The sequence below is a fragment of the Phytohabitans sp. LZ39 genome (genome assembly GCF_059359075.1).
Genome location: NZ_JCADBM010000008.1, coordinates 257,566 through 274,368, shown reverse-complemented (window position 1 = coordinate 274,368; position 16,803 = coordinate 257,566). Strand labels below are relative to the sequence as shown.

General features: G+C 72.1%; 15 protein-coding genes. 6 read left to right on the top strand and 9 right to left on the bottom strand.

The genetic code is table 11. The annotated features are described in order from the left end of the window. The first annotated feature begins 5 nt into the window (after positions 1-5). Positions 6-1,520: an arabinosylfuranosidase ArfA gene (gene arfA, locus AC5L36_RS18300; RefSeq protein ID WP_441217536.1), complete on the top strand. Its 1,515-nt coding sequence runs from the start codon at positions 6-8 to the stop codon at positions 1,518-1,520. Next, positions 1,517-3,130, top strand: coding sequence for a family 43 glycosylhydrolase (locus tag AC5L36_RS18295; protein ID WP_441217534.1), 1,614 nt, complete (start codon positions 1,517-1,519; stop codon positions 3,128-3,130). Before arfA ends, AC5L36_RS18295 begins: the two co-directional genes overlap by 4 nt. Here AC5L36_RS18295 and AC5L36_RS18290 read toward each other — a convergent pair. Then, a complete protein-coding gene (locus tag AC5L36_RS18290) occupies positions 3,119-3,625 on the bottom strand; it encodes a pyridoxamine 5'-phosphate oxidase family protein (protein ID WP_441217532.1) in 507 nt (168 codons plus the stop codon). The genes AC5L36_RS18295 and AC5L36_RS18290 overlap by 12 nt on opposite strands. Positions 3,626-3,858: 233 nt before the next feature. On the opposite strand from AC5L36_RS18290, the gene AC5L36_RS18285 reads away from it, so the two are divergent. Both AC5L36_RS18285 and AC5L36_RS18280 read left to right on the top strand, forming a co-directional pair. Next, positions 3,859-4,215, top strand: a complete 357-nt coding sequence (locus tag AC5L36_RS18285; RefSeq protein ID WP_441217530.1) for a hypothetical protein — start codon at positions 3,859-3,861, stop codon at positions 4,213-4,215. Positions 4,216-4,227: 12 nt separating this feature from the next. Beyond that, positions 4,228-4,707 (top strand): peptidoglycan-binding domain-containing protein, encoded by a 480-nt coding sequence (locus AC5L36_RS18280; protein WP_441217528.1) that lies wholly within the window; start codon positions 4,228-4,230, stop codon positions 4,705-4,707. Between the two features lie 53 nt (positions 4,708-4,760). Here the strand turns inward: AC5L36_RS18280 and AC5L36_RS18275 are convergent, their stop codons facing one another. Both AC5L36_RS18275 and AC5L36_RS18270 read right to left on the bottom strand, forming a co-directional pair. Further along, positions 4,761-6,467 carry a CBM35 domain-containing protein gene (locus AC5L36_RS18275; RefSeq protein ID WP_441217526.1) on the bottom strand — a complete coding sequence of 569 codons (1,707 nt, stop codon included), beginning with the start codon at positions 6,465-6,467 and terminating at the stop codon, positions 4,761-4,763. Between the two features lie 60 nt (positions 6,468-6,527). Beyond that, a complete protein-coding gene (locus AC5L36_RS18270) occupies positions 6,528-10,094 on the bottom strand; it encodes a LamG-like jellyroll fold domain-containing protein (protein ID WP_441217524.1) in 3,567 nt (1,188 codons plus the stop codon). 144 nt (positions 10,095-10,238) lie between these two features. Here AC5L36_RS18270 and AC5L36_RS18265 point away from each other — a divergent pair, with 144 nt between their 5' ends. After that, a complete protein-coding gene (locus tag AC5L36_RS18265; RefSeq protein WP_441217522.1) occupies positions 10,239-11,258 on the top strand; it encodes a LacI family DNA-binding transcriptional regulator in 1,020 nt (339 codons plus the stop codon). Between the two features lie 9 nt (positions 11,259-11,267). On the opposite strand, the gene AC5L36_RS18260 is transcribed toward AC5L36_RS18265, so the two are convergent. Genes AC5L36_RS18260 through AC5L36_RS18240 form a run of 5 tightly spaced genes read right to left on the bottom strand, consistent with a single transcriptional unit; the run spans position 11,268 to position 14,465 of the window. Beyond that, positions 11,268-11,558, bottom strand: coding sequence for a hypothetical protein (locus tag AC5L36_RS18260; protein ID WP_441217520.1), 291 nt, complete (start codon positions 11,556-11,558; stop codon positions 11,268-11,270). An 18-nt stretch (positions 11,559-11,576) separates the two neighbouring features. Beyond that, positions 11,577-11,933 (bottom strand): hypothetical protein, encoded by a 357-nt coding sequence (locus AC5L36_RS18255; RefSeq protein ID WP_441217518.1) that lies wholly within the window; start codon positions 11,931-11,933, stop codon positions 11,577-11,579. Between the two features lie 4 nt (positions 11,934-11,937). After that, entirely contained in the window at positions 11,938-13,308 is a 1,371-nt protein-coding gene (locus tag AC5L36_RS18250; protein ID WP_441217516.1) for a WD40 repeat domain-containing protein, read from the bottom strand. Then, positions 13,298-13,795 (bottom strand): sigma-70 family RNA polymerase sigma factor, encoded by a 498-nt coding sequence (locus AC5L36_RS18245; RefSeq protein ID WP_441217514.1) that lies wholly within the window; start codon positions 13,793-13,795, stop codon positions 13,298-13,300. Before AC5L36_RS18245 ends, AC5L36_RS18250 begins: the two co-directional genes overlap by 11 nt. A gap of 10 nt (positions 13,796-13,805) precedes the next feature. Beyond that, positions 13,806-14,465, bottom strand: a complete 660-nt coding sequence (locus AC5L36_RS18240) for an NAD(P)H-binding protein (protein ID WP_441217512.1) — start codon at positions 14,463-14,465, stop codon at positions 13,806-13,808. Positions 14,466-14,549: 84 nt separating this feature from the next. Between AC5L36_RS18240 and ppk2 the strand changes: the two genes are divergently transcribed. After that, entirely contained in the window at positions 14,550-15,467 is a 918-nt protein-coding gene (ppk2, locus tag AC5L36_RS18235; protein ID WP_441217511.1) for a polyphosphate kinase 2, read from the top strand. Positions 15,468-16,203: 736 nt separating this feature from the next. Here the strand turns inward: ppk2 and AC5L36_RS18230 are convergent. Further along, positions 16,204-16,740 carry an alpha/beta hydrolase gene (locus AC5L36_RS18230; RefSeq protein ID WP_441217509.1) on the bottom strand — a complete coding sequence of 179 codons (537 nt, stop codon included), beginning with the start codon at positions 16,738-16,740 and terminating at the stop codon, positions 16,204-16,206. Positions 16,741-16,803 lie beyond the last annotated feature (63 nt).

The window sequence follows — 16,803 nt, the reverse complement described above, 5'->3', positions numbered from 1 at the left end:
ATGACATGCGCGCTGCATCTTGCGTCCTCGACCCGGCCGCGGTCGTGGCCCCGGTCCGCCGCCGCACCTTCGGCTCCTTCGTGGAGCACCTCGGGCGGTGTGTCTACACCGGACTCTACGAGCCGGGTCACCCGCTCGCCGACGAGGACGGGTTTCGCACCGACGTGCTCGCGCTGACCCGGGAGCTGGGCGTGACGCTGGTGCGCTACCCGGGCGGCAACTTCGTCTCCGGGTACCGGTGGGAGGACGGCGTCGGCCCGCGCGAGCGGCGACCGCGCCGGCGCGACCTCGCCTGGCACTCCATCGAGACCAACGAGGTTGGCATCGACGAGTTCGTGCGGTGGGCCGGCAAGGCCGAGGTCGAGATCATGTACGCGGTGAACCTCGGCACCCGCGGCGTGCAGGAGGCCCTCGACGTGCACGAGTACGTCAACCACCCGGAGGGCACGGCGCTGTCCGAGCTGCGGCGGGCGAACGGCGCGGCGAAGCCGTACGGCATCACGATGTGGTGCCTCGGCAACGAGCTCGACGGCCCCTGGCAGACCGGGCACAAGACCGCCCACGAGTACGGGCTGCTCGCCGCCGCCACCGCGCGGGCGCTGCGCTCGGCCGAGCCGGGGCTGGAGCTTGTCGCGTGCGGCAGCTCCAGCTCGTCGATGCCGACGTTCGGCAGCTGGGAGACCACGGTGCTGGAGCACGCGTACGACGTGGTCGACTACGTCTCCTGCCACGCTTACTACGAGGAGGTCGACGGCGACCTGGGCTCGTTTCTGGCGAGCGCGGTCGACATGGACCACTTCGTCGACAGCATCGTCGCCACCGCCGACAGCGTGGGTGCCCGGCTGCGGAGCAAGAAGAAGATAAACATCTCCTTCGACGAGTGGAACGTCTGGTACCTGTCCCGCTTCCAGGGGCAGGAGGGCGACGACGGGTGGCCGGTCGCGCCACGGATCATCGAAGACGAGTACAACGTGGCCGACGCGGTCGTGGTCGGCAACCTGCTCATCTCGCTGCTGCGGCACAGCGACCGGGTCACCGCCGCCTGCCAGGCGCAGCTCGTCAACGTCATCGCGCCGATCCGCACCGAGCCGGGCGGGCCGGCGTGGCGGCAGACCATCTTCCACCCGTTCGCGAAGACCGCGGCGCTGGCCCGGGGGAGCGTGCTGCACACCCGGCTCGACGCGCCCACCTACGCGACCGCGAAGCACGGCGAGGTGTCCCTTGTGGACGCCGTCGCGACCTACGATGCCGAGAGCGGCGACGTGGTCGTCTTCGCCGTCAACCGTGACCAGAGCGACCCCGTGGAGCTGACCGTGGACCTGCACCTCTTCGACGGCGAGCGGCGCCTGGCCGAGGCGTGGACGCTGGCCGACGACGACATCCGCGCCACCAACACCGTCGACGAGCCCGACCGCGTCACGCTCCGGGCGGCGGAAGCCGTCTCCGTCGACGGCGCCGCGCTGCGGGTCGTGCTGCCGCCGGTCTCGTGGAGCGCCGTCCGCCTGGAGGTGTCGCGATGAGGCGCGCGCTGGCGGTGCTGGCCGCACTCGCCGTCATGCTGGTGCCCACCAGTGCCTCGGCGGCGACGTCGCCGGATCCCATCGCCCACGACCCCACGCTCCTCAAGCAGGGCCGCTACTACTACGAGATCATCACCGGCGACATCGGCACCCGCACGTACCTGCCGATCCGCCGCTCCAAGGACCTGGTGCACTGGGAGTTCCTCGGCACGGTCTTCGCGACCCCGCCGCAGTGGGTGGTCGACGAGCTCGGCATCACGCCCGGCGACTTCTGGGCGCCCGACCTCAACTACTTCGACGGCGAGTACCACCTGTACTACGCGGCCTCGTCGTTCGGCACCAACAACTCCGTCATCGGCCTTGCCACCAACGCCACCCTCGACCCGGCCAGCCCCGACTACCGGTGGGTCGACCGCGGCATGGTGCTCCGCTCGCGCGGCACCGACAACTTCAACGCCATCGACGCCGACGTCGCCTTCGACGAAGACGGGGTGCCGTGGCTGTCGTTCGGCTCGTTCTGGGACGGCATCAAGATGCGCCGCCTCGACCGGGTGACCGGCCTGCTGTCGAGTGTGGACCCGACGCTCTACTCGCTCGCCTCTCGCGGCGGCGCGGCCATCGAGGGCCCGTCGATCGTCCGCAAGGGACGATACTGGTACCTCTTCGCCAGCTTCGACTTCTGCTGCCGCGGCGTCAACTCCGACTACCAGGTGGTCGTCGGCCGCGCCACGAGCATCCACGGCCCCTACGTCGACCGTGACGGCGTGCCGATGCTCCAGGGCGGCGGCACCGTGCTGCTGCGCGGATACAACGGCTTCCAGGGCACCGGCGGCGGCGACGTGTACGCGGGCGCCCTCTACGTCCACCACTACTACGACGCGGCCGACGGAGCGCTGCCCAAGGGCTCGGTCCGGCCGGTCTCGTGGGAGGGCGGTTGGCCGAGGCTCGGCGACCCGCTCAGCGGCAACCGCGGCTTCGGGCACGGCCCCGCCTACATGACGCTCGTCGACCGGGCCGGCGGCGGCGTGCTGGCCAACCCGACCTGCGGCTACGAGGGCGCCGACATCCGGCTCGCCGCCCCCGCGTCCGCGGATCCGTGCCAGCAGTGGCGCTTCGAGTACCGCGGCGCCGGCTGGTCGAGCCTGCTCAACCGGCACAGCAACAAGGTCGCCGAGGTCGCCGCCTGCGTCGACGCCGACGGCGCCCGGGTCGCCCAGTGGGGCTGGCTCGACAACGACTGCCAGAAGCTGCGCGCCCTGCCCACCGACGCCGGCTGGTCCCGGATCGAAAACAAGATCGCCGGCCGCGTCCTGGACGCATGTGGCGGCGCCGTGGTGACGTCCACTTGGCGGGGTGACGCCTGCCAGCAGTTCCGCCTCCAGCCGGCCGGCGACGTAATCGTCACCGACCCGGCCAACACCACCCGCGTCGGCCGCACGTGGCGCTTCGTCCACGCGGGCGACGGCTTCTACCGGATCGTCGACCGGCACGGCCGCCGCCTCTTCGGGGTGCGCGCGGAGTGGCGGATCGAGGCCACGGACTCGGGCACCTACCGCCTCGTCACCCGCGACGCCGCCAAGACCCGGGAGGTGCTCCTGCTAGTCCCCTAGCCAGATCTCGCCGTACGGCACGGATAGCTCGCGCTGCGTCTCCTCGTGCAGGGCGGAGCCGGACCAGGCCCGCCGTGCCGTCGGCGTGATCTCGATGGCGACGTCGTCCAGGCGGCCCCAGGCCCGGTCGACGTCGGCCAGGGCGTCCGGCTTGATGTACTTGGCCCGCAACCGGTGGTTGAGCTCCTGCGCCCCGGGCCCGCGGATGACCCGCGCGGTGCCCTCGAACGACACCATCAGGCTGCGCCCGCTCGACGCGTGCCCCTGGACCAGCACCGAAGCCCGGCCGGTGCGCTCGGCGTTGCGGGCCTTGCGGGTCACTGACGAGGTCTCGAAGTACACGCGGCCCTCGTGGTGCAGGAAGATCACGTAGGTCAGGTGGATCGAGCCGTCGGCGTTGAGCGTGCCGAGGGCGGCGACGGCTCGCTGGGAGAGCACTTCGGCGATCTCCGCGTCGGTGGGGCGGGCGCGGTAGACCTCTGCTGCATCGGCCATACCCGCCGACGCTACGCCCCATCCGTCTACGCCGGCGTCACGGCGACATCGTCACGGCATGGCCCCTGCTGCGCCACGCGACCCAGCACCCCTGACCGGCGTCTGGGAGGGCCAGACCGAGCCGCTGCCGCTGGTCCGTGCCACTCCGCGCTGACGCCCTGGACAAGGCCCCGTCATCCCTTACCCTGGCATAGACCGCTGTACATTCGGTCTGCCCGCGGGGAGATGGTCGCATGGGTGCCGAGGATCCAGCCGCCGGTGCGGGGCGGGTCGACCGCCTCATCGACTTCGAGCGGGCCGACGTCATCACACCGATGATCCATCCACCGCGTCCCCGCCTCGTCGTCAGCGGGGTGACCACCTTCCCGATGGCGGTCTCGCTCGTTCCGCTGACCTACGTCAGCCGGCCGGTGTACTGGGGCATCCAGGTCGTCGGCTCCACCGGCGATGACGGCGGGCCGCGCCCCACGCAGCCGATCAGCTCCGTGCCGTACTCCGTGGAGCTGGATCTCGCCAGCGTCACCGGCACCGAGGGCATCGAGGTGGTCGGTGCGACCAAAACCGAGCGCATCCTGGTGCCGACCGCGTAGGGGGACCGTCCGATGTCGAACCCTGGCCAGCCGACCGTCAAGAAGGGCGACAGCGGCGACGCCGTTCGCCAGGCCCAGCGCGCGCTGCGGCGCACGCCCAACACCACGCTGGTGGTCGACGGCAGCTTCGGACCGGCGACGGAGACCGCGACCAGGGAGTTCCAGAAGCAGGCGGGCCTGCCCGTGACGGGTGTCGTCGACGCGGCCACGTGGGCGGCTCTGCCCACCGGCAACCCGATGCCCGTCCTGTCCGAGGGTTCCTCCGGGCCGGCGGTGAAGAGCCTGCAACAGGTTCTGACCAGCGGCGCCGCGGGGTTGTGGGAGACGACGCCGGGCGGCGTCGACGGCATGTTCGGCCCCGGCACGGGCAAATCGGTGCGCGCGTTCCAGCTGTGGGCCGGGTTGCCCGCGGACGGGGTCGTGGGGCAGAAGACCTGGGATGCCGCCAGCGCGCTGGAGTTCGTGGTGGGCCTCCAGTACGTGGTGCCGTAGACGGCGCATGGCCGCCGCGCCCGGCGACGGCCATGCTTTGTGGGGACCGCGGATCAGGTCAGTTCGATGTAGTCGAGCTCGGCGTAGCCGGTGCCGCCGCTGAAGAACGGCGCGCCCTTCGCCAGCCGGATCGCGTTGTACCCGGCCCGCAGGTTGACGCTGGTGCTGACCGTCGCGCCGAACTGGCCCCAGGCGCCGGTGGGCGGGTAGCTCACCGTGGACCAGCCGCCGCCGTTGTAGGCCAGGCCGTGCGTCGCGGTGGCGCCGGTCCCGTTGGCGTACCCGATGCGCATCGTGTAGGCGCGCGCGGTCGGCACGTTCACGATGAAGTCGACGTAGCTGGCGGTGCGCGGGTCGCCGGTGTTGTCGATCTGTCCGACGTAGGCGCCGGCGGAGGCGCTGGAGCTGCCGAAGCGGTTGGCCCGGAAGATGGCCGCGTTCTCCGCCTCGTACCGCTGCTGGTAGCTGGGCACGCCGCTGGTCGGCTGGATGACGATGTGGTAGGCGCTCGTGGTGCTCATGTTGGGCACGGTGACCGTCAGCTCGCCGTTGGTCACCGACGCGGTCGTGTTGCTGATCGTCGTGGGCGCGGAGACCTGGGTGAACCGGCCGGAGGCCGGCGTCGACTCGACCAGCACCCGTACCTGGCTGCCCAATGAGGACAGTCCGGTGACGCGCACGAAGTTGGTGCCGGACTCGCCGCCGAACGCGACGTTGACGATGCGCCGCGTGGGGTCGTACGAGGCGAAGCCGTCGAGCCCGGTCTGCGCGCGCGGCGCCGTGTTCACCATGTTGCCGGCCATGTCGCCGTACCACTTGTACAGCCACCAGCTGCCGGTCGGCTGGTTGTTGACGGTCAACCCGTTCACCGTGCCGTACTCGTACCAGAAGGCCCGCTCGGCGTCGTACACGCCGGCCCGTTCGAGCTTGGCGATGTAGCTGGCCACCGGTCCCGGCTGGTCGATCTCGGTGGGCGTGGCGTACTCGTTGATGGAGATCCGCCGCGGGCTGATGCCCAGCGACGACTCCAGCGCGCGGTAGTTGGCGACGTGCGCGGCGATGTTGGCGGAGGTTTGCAGCTCGTGCCAGCAGATGATGTCCGGCAGCGTGTTGGTGTTACGCGCGTGCGTCAGGAACGAGCGCATCCACGACTCGTTGTAGGTGGCCGTGCTCGGCCCGACGATCGGCGTGAGCGTGTCCCGGGCCCGCACCCGCTGGAACGTGCGCACCCAGCCGGCGTTGAAGTCGCCCGCGGCCGAGGTGTTCCACGTGTAGTCGGGCTCGTTCCACAGCTCCCAGCCGGCGATGTTGCTGACGCTGGTGGCGGCCAGCCGGTCGTTCACCTGGGTGTCCACCTTGGACAGCCAGTCGTTCCAGCTGACCCACTGGTACGGGAAGTTGGGGTAGATGTCGGGCATGCGGATGTACTCGGCGGCACCGACCCGGGTCGCCTGGGGCGCGACGAGCAGCGCGTCGCCGCCGGGCGGCTGGCCGTTGGGGCGCTGGCCGACGCGGGGCGCGGGCTGGGTGAGCGTGTTGAGCTTGAGCGGGAGGAGCATGTTGTCGGCGGGCCGGTTGTTTTCCGCCAGGGCGTAGAGGCCGCCGGCGGCGACGTGGCTCACCGGGCGGAACGGGCTGCCGGCGTTGACGGTCAGCGTCGAGTTGGCGGCGCTGGCTGTGCCTTCGGTCAGGGCGACGCAGGCGACGGTGGCCGTGACGGCCGCGGCCAGCGCCGCCGCGGATACGCGGGGCGATCGCACGGGGTGCCTCCTCGGGACGGGCTCGGCGCGGCGGGGGAGTGCCGCGCCGAGCGGGCTGTTTCAGCGCGGCACCCGCCCGGAGAGCGCCGTGCTGAACGGGGCGACCGTGATCCTGTCGATCACGGGGGCGTACTGGGAGCGCAGGAGGATGCCGGGGAACGTCTCCGACGCGTACGTCTCGCCGTCGAAGTTGGGCAGCTCGGCGGCGGAGAAGCGGACCGTGTTGGCGCCCTTGGCGAGCCGGACCGGCACGGTGAGCTCCCAGAAGTTGTTGTCGTGGAACGAGTGCGGGAAGAGCACCCGCTGCGCGGCCCCGCCGTTGACGGAGATGTCCGCGTGCCGGGCGAGCGGGTCCGGGTTGTAGTGGGTGGCGTCCGACTGCTCGGGGTTGGCGTAGCGCACGCGCATCGCGTACGTCCCGGCGCGCGGCGCGGTCACCGTGAACGTGAGCGTGTTGCCGTTGCCGGGCGCGCCGCCGACCCCGGTCACGGCCGACTGGCCGCTGGCGAGGGACTTGGCCGTGACGGTGGCCGTGCCGGCGCGCGCGGCGGTCTCGGCCTCGTGGGTGGTCGCCGGCAGGTGCGTGGCGGACGGCGTCACGGAAAGGCGGTCGACCACCGCCAGCCCCGTGACGACAACCTTGTTGATGCCACCGGAGAGGGACACCGCCGCGCGCGGGCTCGGCACCTCGATCCCGTTGACGGTCATCTTCGCCAGGCCGATCGCGGACAGGTCCAGTGTGGACTCGCCGTCCGTCGCCGAGTACACCCAGAACGTGGCGGACTGGCCGGGGCCGAGCGGGACCCCGCTGCCGAGCGCGCTGTAGACCGGACGGGCGCCGCGCAGGTCGGCCAGCTCCGCCTGGTACACGGAGGTGGCCGCGGCGGGGTTGGGCAGCCCGAGGGTGATCCGGTCGACGATCGCGTCGCCCTTGGTGGCCCGGCTCCCGTCGGCGCTGCGCGCCGCGAGCGAGATCGTGTGCCGGCCGGCGGTCAGCTCCACGGTGGTGTCGGTGTGGTCCCAGACCACCCACTTGTAGCCGAGCGGCAGGTAGATCTCCTGCTCGGCGCCGCCGTCCACGCGCAGGAACACGTTGGTCGGACCCTGCTCGCGTACCAGGTCGTACGTGTTCAACGAGTTGGCGAAGACGCGCAGGTCGTACCGCCAGGTGGTGGGCACGTCGACGGTGAAGTCGAGCCGGCCGTCGCTGCCGGTGCGCAGGCCGCCGACGTCGAACCCGCCGGAGGTGTAGAACTTCGACACGTCGGCGGGCGAGCCCTCCGGGCCGTTGCGGCTGTAGCCGCCGCCGGTGTAGGTGGCGTCCTCCGCCTCGAACGAGCCCTCCCAGAGCTGCGGCTTGGGGGACGTCGCACCCCGGGCGCCGGTGGGGGTGAGCACGATCTCGTACGCCGACGACTCGACCAGCCGGGGCAGGTCGCCGCTGCCGAAGTCGAAGACGGCCGCGCCGTCCTTGACCGGCACGTCGCGCTCGGCCACCACCCGCGGCTGCGCCGAGTCGCCGATCTGGCCGGTCCACGGGATCTCCCGGATGTACGCGTGCACGGTGCGGCCGAGCACGTTCTTCGGCACCCGCTCGAAGCGGATGTGTGCCGCGCCGCCGGCGCCGCCGATGATGGCGCGGGCCTGCCGCTTGCCGGGGTCGAGGGTGGCGACGCCCTGAAGCGTGTAGTTCTGCCCCGGGTAGGGCGGCGTCACCTGCACGGTGTGACCGGTCATCCCGCCGTACGCGTTGAACAGCCACCACTGCCCGTTGCCCCGGTTGGCCTGCACGGCCGAGTCGCTGAGGTTGCCGTCGATGTTCCAGTACGCGATGTCGGCGTCCACCTTGGACTCTTCGATCGCCGAGATCCACTGGATCATCTGGCCGGGCACGGAGGTGTGGTAGTTGAAGGCGTACTCGTTGACGTTGATCGGCAGCTGGCGGTCGCCGAGGACCTCCTTTTCCCACTGGCGGTAGCGCCGCACGCTCTGGCGCACCTGCTCGGGGTGGCTCAGCTCGTGCCAGGTCATCACGTCCGGCACCGTGCCCGCCGCCTTCGTGTGCTGGAGGAAGCCCTTCACCTGGGCGTACAGCACGCTGGTGTTCGGGCCGGCGATGCGCGCGCCGGGCATCTTGCCCTTGATGAGCGCGTACACGTCGTCCCAGGCGCGGAAGTAGTCGGTCGGGTCGCTGAGCCAGCTGACGCGGTTGTAGGACCACTCGCCGGTGCCGAACATGTTGCCCTCGGGCTCGTTGAACGGCACGAACACGATGTTGTCCCGGTACTCGGGCGCCATCGTCAACACCTGGTCGACCTGCTTGGCGATTTTTTCCTTGAACAAGTTCAACTTCTCGTCGGGCGTGCTACCGGGCCACTGGTACGGGAAGCCACGGTGGATGTCGGTCATGTAGATGTACACGTCGCCGTCGGTGCTGTCCGCGAGCGGCCGCACCACCTCGAGCGCGTCGGCGCCGGGGTGCTGCGCCCCGTCCTGCGCCTTGGTCGCCACGGTGCGCAGGCGCATGCCCTCGATGAGGTTGTTGGTGGGCACGCCCGGTCCGTACAGGCCGTAGAGGGTGCCCGAGGCGCCGCCGTGGAACGCGCCGGTGTCGGTGCCGAGGTCGATGCTCAGCTCACCCTCGCGGATCACCGTGACGGTCGCGGTGACCGCCCGGCCCGCCGCGGTGCCGTTCGCGGTGAACGTGCCGCGCGCCGCGTAGTCGGCCGGGTCCACGGGGGACCACGCGATCGGCACGTCGCGGTCGTACCCGTCGGAGAACGTCCCGCGCACGGCGGCCGGCAGCTGCGGCGCGACGCCGATGGTGGTGCGGACGTCGAACGCGGTGTTGGCCAGCCCGGTGGGCGTGGGCGGCTCGGTGCCGGCGATCTCGGCCACCTCCTGCGCGGACAGTGCGGCGGCGAAGACCTGGAAGTCGTCGACCGCGCCGTCGAAAAGCGGGTCCTGGTAGAACGAACGGCCGATGAAGCCGGCGCCGGTGGTGGCGGCGTCGATCAGGTCGGCGGCGCTGACGGTGGTGCGCGCGGACGCCACCGCCGCACCGTCGAGGTAGGTGGTCACCCGGTCGGCGGCGGTGTCGAGCGTGACGGTGAGCGTCTTCCAGGCGTTCGCGGGCAGCGGGGCGTAGCCGGTCACCTGCGCCTCACCGCCGGCGAACGAGGACGTCACCGCCGTGCGCAGGCGACCGTCCCCGTTGTACGGCGTGGAGAACATGTAGCGGCTGGTGTCCTTGCCGAGCGCGTAGATCCACTGCCACGGCGCGGTGGTGCCGTCCCATCGCACGCGCGTCTGGACGGTCAGGTCGGTGCGTCCTTCGAGGAGGGCGCGGGGCAGCCGCACGTACGCGCCGGTGGAGGTGGGCGCCCCGCCGGGCAGGTCGATCGCGTGGCCGCCGCCGGGAGTGTCCACAAGGGAGGCGGTGCCGCCGTTGACGAGCGTGCCGTCGAGCCCGTTGCCGGAGGAGTCGGTGACGGTGCCGGTGGCGAGGTCGCCGGCGTCGAACTCGTAGTGGAGCAGGGGAGCGGGCGCGGCCGCGCTGGCCGGGACGGCGAAGGCCGTGGCGCCGACGAGGACGGCGGTGGCCAGGACGGCGGCGGTCTTCGGCATAGCGGCCTCCGTGTGAACGCTAACAAGGGTGGTGCGGAAAAAGTTGCCGGCATATCGACGTGGTTTCGCGTAGGTTACGAGCGCTGAAGGCGCCCGTCAACGGCCCACTTGAGGCAAAGGTTTTCCGTCTGTACGGTTTGGCACATGGCAGGCAGGCGGCCCCGCGTGGGCATCGTCGACGTGGCCCGGCGGGCCGGCGTCTCGGTCGGCACCGTGTCGAAGGCGCTCAATGGCCGCGGGCAGCTGCGCGCCGAGACCCGCGACCGGGTGCGGGCCGCCGCGCAGGAGCTCGGCTTCGTGCCCAGCGCCGTCGCGGCCAGCCTGCACAGCGGCCGCACGTACACGGTGGGCCTCATCATGACCGACCACCATGGACGCTTCAGCCTGCCGATCCTCTCCGGCGCCGAGGACGCGCTGGGCTGGGACGAGACGCTCGCGTTCGTCTGCGACACCCGCGACGACCCGATCCGCGAGCAGCACTACGTGCGCAGCCTGGTCCGCCGGCGGGTCGACGGCATCATCGTGGCCGGCCGCCGCACCGAGCCGCGGCCGCCGCTGTCCGGCACGGTGCCGGTGCCCATCGTGTACGCGTTCGCCCGCTCGGCCGACCCCGCCGACTCCAGCGTGGTGGTCGACGAGGAGGGCGGCGCCGCGCTGGCCGTCCAGCACCTGCTGCGCACCGGCCGCCGCCGCATCGCCCACGTCACCGGCCCGCACGGCCATGCCTCGGTCCGCACGCGCGTCGACGGCACCGGCCGGGCGCTGCGCGAGGCGGGGCTGGAGCTGGTGGGCGAGCCGTGGTACGGCGGGTGGAGCGAGGTGTGGGGCCGCTTCGCCGCCGCCTCCCTCGTCCGCGAACACCCCGAGGTCGACGCCGTCTTCTGCGGCAGCGACGCGATCGGCCGCGGCGTGGCCGAGGGCCTGCGCGACAGCGGCCGGCGGGTGCCGGAGGACATCGCGCTGGTCGGCGTCGACAACTGGCTGCCCACGGCCGAGGGCTGCCGGCCCGCGCTGACCAGCGTCGACCTCAACCTCCAGCAGGTCGGCCGCACCGCGGGCGCGCTGCTGCTCGAGGCGATCCAGCGCGGCACCACCGAGCCCGGCATCCACACGGTGCCCTGCCGGCTGGTCGTCCGCGCCTCCTCCGCCCCAGCGGCCGGCTGAGCTCAGCCCCTACAGGTCGCGGACCTCGATGACGCGGGTCGTGGGCGCGGCCGCGCCGGCGCGCTCGCGGAGGGCGCGGCGCTCCGGGTCAACCATGAACGCGTCGTAGCCGTCGCGGGAGGCGAACCGGATCACGTGCACCTCGGTCGGGCCGTCGGTGGCGCGCATGCGCCTCTCCAGCGACCCGCCGTGCCGGGGCAGGAACGCCAGCACCTCGTCCTCGTATCGCTGTCCGGCCTCGGTGTGGCCGTCGGCCATCTCGACGATGGCGACCAGCAGCAGCTCAGCGGGTGTCGGCATGCGCCGAACGTATGCGAGTCAGCGGTGGCGGTCCAAATCGATGACGCGGGGGCCGGGCGGCGCCGGCGGTGTCTCACCGTGGACGCGGACATCGGTGGCGACCGCCAGGCGCTCGACGGCCTCGGCCATCATCTCCTGGAGCGGCTGTGCCAACGAGGCGTCCTCGGACAGGAGGTCGGCCAGCTTGGCCCGCCAGACGCCGGCCTCGACCTGGGGTGCGTCGAGCCTCGCGCTGGCCCACATGCGCAGCCGGGACTCGACCAGGGCCGCCGCCGGCGCGGGGCCGAGCCGGATGGCCATCTGCTCGTGCAGCCACCGGCCGACCTGGTCGGAGCAGAGCACGCGCACCACGATGCGGGCCGCGTCCCAGGCCAAGCGCTCACGATTTACCGTGCGTGTCGTCATCGGGCACCGCCTGTTCCACGATTGTGGACGGAGCGTACCGCCGGCGCCGCGCCACCCGCCAGGCCACGAAGCCGGCGAGCAGCACGAGGGCGCCGACCGTGACCCGCCACCAGATCGGCCACGGGCCGCGGTCGGCGCCGCCGGTGTCCCGCACCTCGGCGCCGGCGACCAGGTCGGCGGCGAGCTGGATCCGGGTGACCCGGGCGAGGTGCGCCGGGCCGTGCGAGATCCGGCTGACGACCCGCGGCTGTCCACCGTGGATGGACATCTCGGCGATCTCGTAGTGGCCGTCGTCGTCGATCCCGACGAGCATGGTGTCGGCGGTGCGCCAGCCGAGCAAGTCGGGTACCCCGTCGCCGCGCACCGTGATGGGCGGTGGCACCGGCCGGGCGCTGGCGGTGGCGTCGGCGAAGGCGAGCCGGACAGACGTGCCGTCGGCCTCGGACAGCACCAGCAGGCGGCCGTCCGGCGACCAGCTCGGCCCTTGGACCAGCGACTGGTTGGGGCCGAGCGGGAGCCGCCGGCGTACGGGGCCGACGATCGACAGTCCACTCTTGGACGGCATCGCGACCTGGGTGCCGTCCGGCGAGAACGATCCCGTCCACATCGGACCGGTGGTCTCGCCGGCTGGCGTGACGGCACCGGTGGCCAGGTCGAGCAGCTCCAGCTTGCCGATGCTTTCCTCGTCGGGCCGCGCGCCGCTCCGGGCCAGCAGCAGCCGCTCGCCGTCCGGCGACCAGCTCACCGGGACCACCGAGCCGGAGGGCGGGACGGCTCGCGAGGTGGTCCGGCCGGTCGACAGGTCGACCAGCTCGACCCGCGCGGCCGTCGTGCTGTCGTCGCCAAGCGCCACCCGCTCGCCGCCGGGGGAGAGCAACCTCGGCGCCGCGTGCCACTCGCCGTCCGCCCCGTCCGAGCCGGACTTCTCGGCCTCGTCGAGCCGCCGGTACGTGTGGCCGTCCACGCCGGTGACGAGGACCTGGCTCGTGCCGAGGTGCTGGGTGCCGAGCGAGCCCTGCCCGTAGAGCGCGATCACCGGACCGGGTGGCGCGTCGCTGACGGCCGCGGTCAGCGGCGACATCCCGGCGAACGTGGCGGGCAGCGTCGCCGCGGCGGGACCGTCCGCGAATCCCGGTGCGGGATCGCCGGTACCCCTGGATGGAAGAAGGGCGACCACGGCGGCGATGGCGATGACCGCGGCCGCGGCCAGCGCGGGGGCCGCCCGGCGGGACGCGGCGCGCGCGGGGCGGTCGCGGAGCGCGCCCGGCGGCGGTGGCGTGACGGGCGGTGCGTCGGCGATGGCGCGGACCGCCGCCGCGATCCGGGCGTGCGGGTCAGTGCTCATCGAGGTGCTCCCTCAGGACGGCCAGCGACCGGTGCAGCAGCGACTTGACGGTGCCCGGCCGGCAGCCGAGCGCCGCGGCGATCTCCTGCTCCGGCAGGTCGAGGTAGAAGCGGAGGAAGACGGCGGCCCGCTGGCGCGGGTTGAGCCGCAGCAGCGCGGCCCGGACCGCCGGTGTGTCGACGTCCGGCGGGGTGGCGGCGTCGAGGTGGGCGGTGGCGCCGTGGCGGCGTTCGAGGATGCGGCGGCGCACCCACGAGGTGCACCGTGACACGACGGCGCGGCGCAGGTAGGCGGCCGGGTCGCGCACCGTGTCGACCCGGCGGAACCACTCGGCGAACACGTCCTGGACCACGTCTTCGGCGGCGGGCAGGGTGCCGGTCGTCAGGTAGGCGAGGCGGACGAGTGGGACATAGTGGGCCGTGTACACCACGTCGAACGTCTCGCCATCGCGCACCTCCGGGGCCACCGTCACACGTGGGAGGCGCACGAAGGACCGGTTAGGTTCCCAGGGTGGCGGCGACCGCCTCGGCGACCGGGGTGTCGCCGCCCACCAGCTCCAGCGTGAGCCCGGCGGTGGCCGGCGTGTCGAGCAGGGTGACCAGCACCGCGGCGACGTCGTCGCGGCTGATCGCACCGCGGGCGACCTTCGGCGCCAGCGACACCCGGCCGGTGCCCGGCTCGTCGGTCAGCCGGCCCGGGCGCAGAACGGTCCACTCCAGGTCGCGGGCGCGCAGGTCTTCCTCGGCGGCCGCCTTCGCCCGCAGGTAGGCGGCGAAGACCTCGTCGGTGCCGGGCGGCGGCGGCCGGTCGGCGTTGATCGAGGAGATCAGCAGGTACCGCCGCACGCCGGCGAGCCGCGCGGCGTCCGCCAGCAGCGCCGCGGCGGCCCGGTCGACGGTGTCCTTGCGCGCCGCCCCGCTGCCCGGCCCGGCGCCGGCCGCGAAGACGACCGCGCCGGCGCCGCCCAGGTCGGCGGCCACCTGCTCGGGCGTGGCCGCCTCCAGGTCGCGCACGACCGGGGTCGCGCCGGCGGCGCGGACCTCGGCGGCGTGGTCCGGATTGCGGATCAGGCCCACCACCTCGTCGCCCCGCGCGGCCAGCCGCGCCGCCAGCCGCAGCGCGATCTTCCCGTGCCCTCCGGCGATCACCACCCGCATGGTTGCCAGCGTAGTGGTGGCCGCCAGGTGAACATGCGCCGCCGACCCTCTGCACGGCCGCGCCGCAGGCTTTAGCGTGATCGCATGGCCGACACGAACGAGTCGCTGCTGGAGCGCTTCGGTGGTTACCAGGTGGTCGACGACGATGACGACGACCCGGTGCTGGTCAACCACGAGGGCGAGCCGGTCGACACGTGGCGGGAGGGATACCCGTACGAGGAGCGGATGAGCCGCGCCGACTACGACCGCGAGAAGCGGCTGCTCCAGATCGAGCTGCTCAAGCTGCAAAACTGGACGAAGGCCACCGGCACGCGGCTGGTCGTCCTCTTCGAGGGGCGGGACGCGGCCGGCAAGGGCGGCACCATCAAGCGCTTCATGGAGCACCTCAACCCCCGCGGCGCCCGCGTCGTGGCGCTGGAGAAGCCCAGCGAGCGGGAGTCCACCCAGTGGTACTTCCAGCGGTACGTCGCCCACCTCCCGGCCGCGGGCGAGATCGTGCTGTTCGACCGTTCCTGGTACAACCGGGCGGGCGTGGAGCGCGTCATGGGGTACTGCACGCGCACCGAGTACCTGGAGTTCATGCGACAGGCGCCGGAGCTGGAGCAGATGCTCGTGCGGTCCGGCATCCACCTGGTCAAGTTCTGGTTCTCCGTGTCGCGCCGCGAGCAGCAGACCCGCTTCGTCATCCGCCAGGTCGACCCGGTGCGCCAGTGGAAGCTCTCCCCGACCGACCTCGCCTCGCTCGACCGCTGGGACGAGTACACGGAGGCCAAGGAGGCGATGTTCTTCTACACCGACACCGCCGACGCCCCGTGGACGGTGATCAAGAGCAACGACAAGAAGCGGGCCCGGGTCAACGCCATGCGCCACCTGCTCAGCCTGTTCCCGTACGACAACAAGGACGTCGAGCTGGTCAGCGCGCCGGACCCGCGGCTGGTCGGCAGCGCCATCGAGATCTTCGAGACCGACGAGCGCCCGACCCGCCAGTTTCCCCAGCTCTAGAGATCTTTCGGTGTTAGGGTCGCCGCGGTCTCGAATGCTCGATTCGGAGCAGGCTTGAGCTGCCGCGCGACGGCCTCCGCTCGCAGAGGGGCGGGATCCCTCACATGGTTGGTCCGGAATCTCCCCTGTCTAGTGGGCGGGAGGTCGTAGGTAGGGGCTTGCCCCGCGCAGATGGCAGTGGACGGCCGGGGATTTCGGCTCGCCCTGGCGAGCCGCCGGCCGGGAGCGGTGCCCGCGGGAGCATACGGTCTGCCGCTGACACGGACCTGGGAAAAATTCTGCCTCGGATTTGATCGCGCGTTGTGGCCGAGCCCGCGAACCCTGACTCCGAAAGGTCTCTACGGGCGCTCGTCGCTCGACCTGATCTTGCTCAGTGCCAACTCACCCTAAGTTGATCAAGGCGTTGACCTGGGCAATCCGAGACACGCGGGGGACAGGACCGGCAAGGGCCCACGGCACCACATTGATTTCCTGCCCGCGCGGGGTGGGCCGGACTCGCCGGCCACCGTCTGTGACGCAGCGTCAGCCGGATCAGGTGAGAACTTCCAGATCTAGGACAGTTAGGGTTGATATGACGCCGTAACTCTCCAAGATCTCGAAACTTGGGCCGCGCATACGACCGCGGCGGTTACTCAGGGCGACGGAAGTCCTATTTTGATCTCCCGCCGCCTGCTCGGCAACAGGCATTGTGGACAAACACCGCCGCACCGCGCGAGGCTCCTGCGGGCCGAGACCTCTAGGCGGGCCAGGCGATCTTGGTGAGGAAGTCGTCGACGGCGACCACCACGCGGGCCAGCAGCGTGACCGAGTCGGTGAGGGGGCCTGGTACGTACATGCCGTGGTCGGCGTCCGCCACCTCGAAGACGTGCGGGGTGAGCCGGCGGGCGACGGCGCTGTCCCAGAGTTTGTCGGCTGTGCCGCCCACCAGCATGAACGGCGCCGTGGCCCGGCCGAGCGCGTCGACCACCCAGGGCACGGTGAGCACCGGGGTCAGCCACACCGCCGGGAGGGACCGGTCGGCGGCGAGGGTGGCCGCGTGCGTGCCGAGTGACTTGCCGATCAGCAGTGGCCGGCCGCCGAGGCGGTCGAGCACCGGCGTTACCTCGTCGGCGACCCACTGCTCGATCGACGGCTGAAACGGGTCTGGCGACCGCCGCGACCACTCGAACCGGTGGAGGGTGGCGCCGCGCCGCTCGGCCACGTCGCCGGCGTACATCGGCAGGGGCGCGCCCGGCCCGTACAGGCGGCCGGGGATCACGACAGCGTCAGCCATGGGACGAATCTATGCCGTCCGCGTCCTCGGTGGCGGTCGGCGGGGCGCGGGGCATCATGGGCT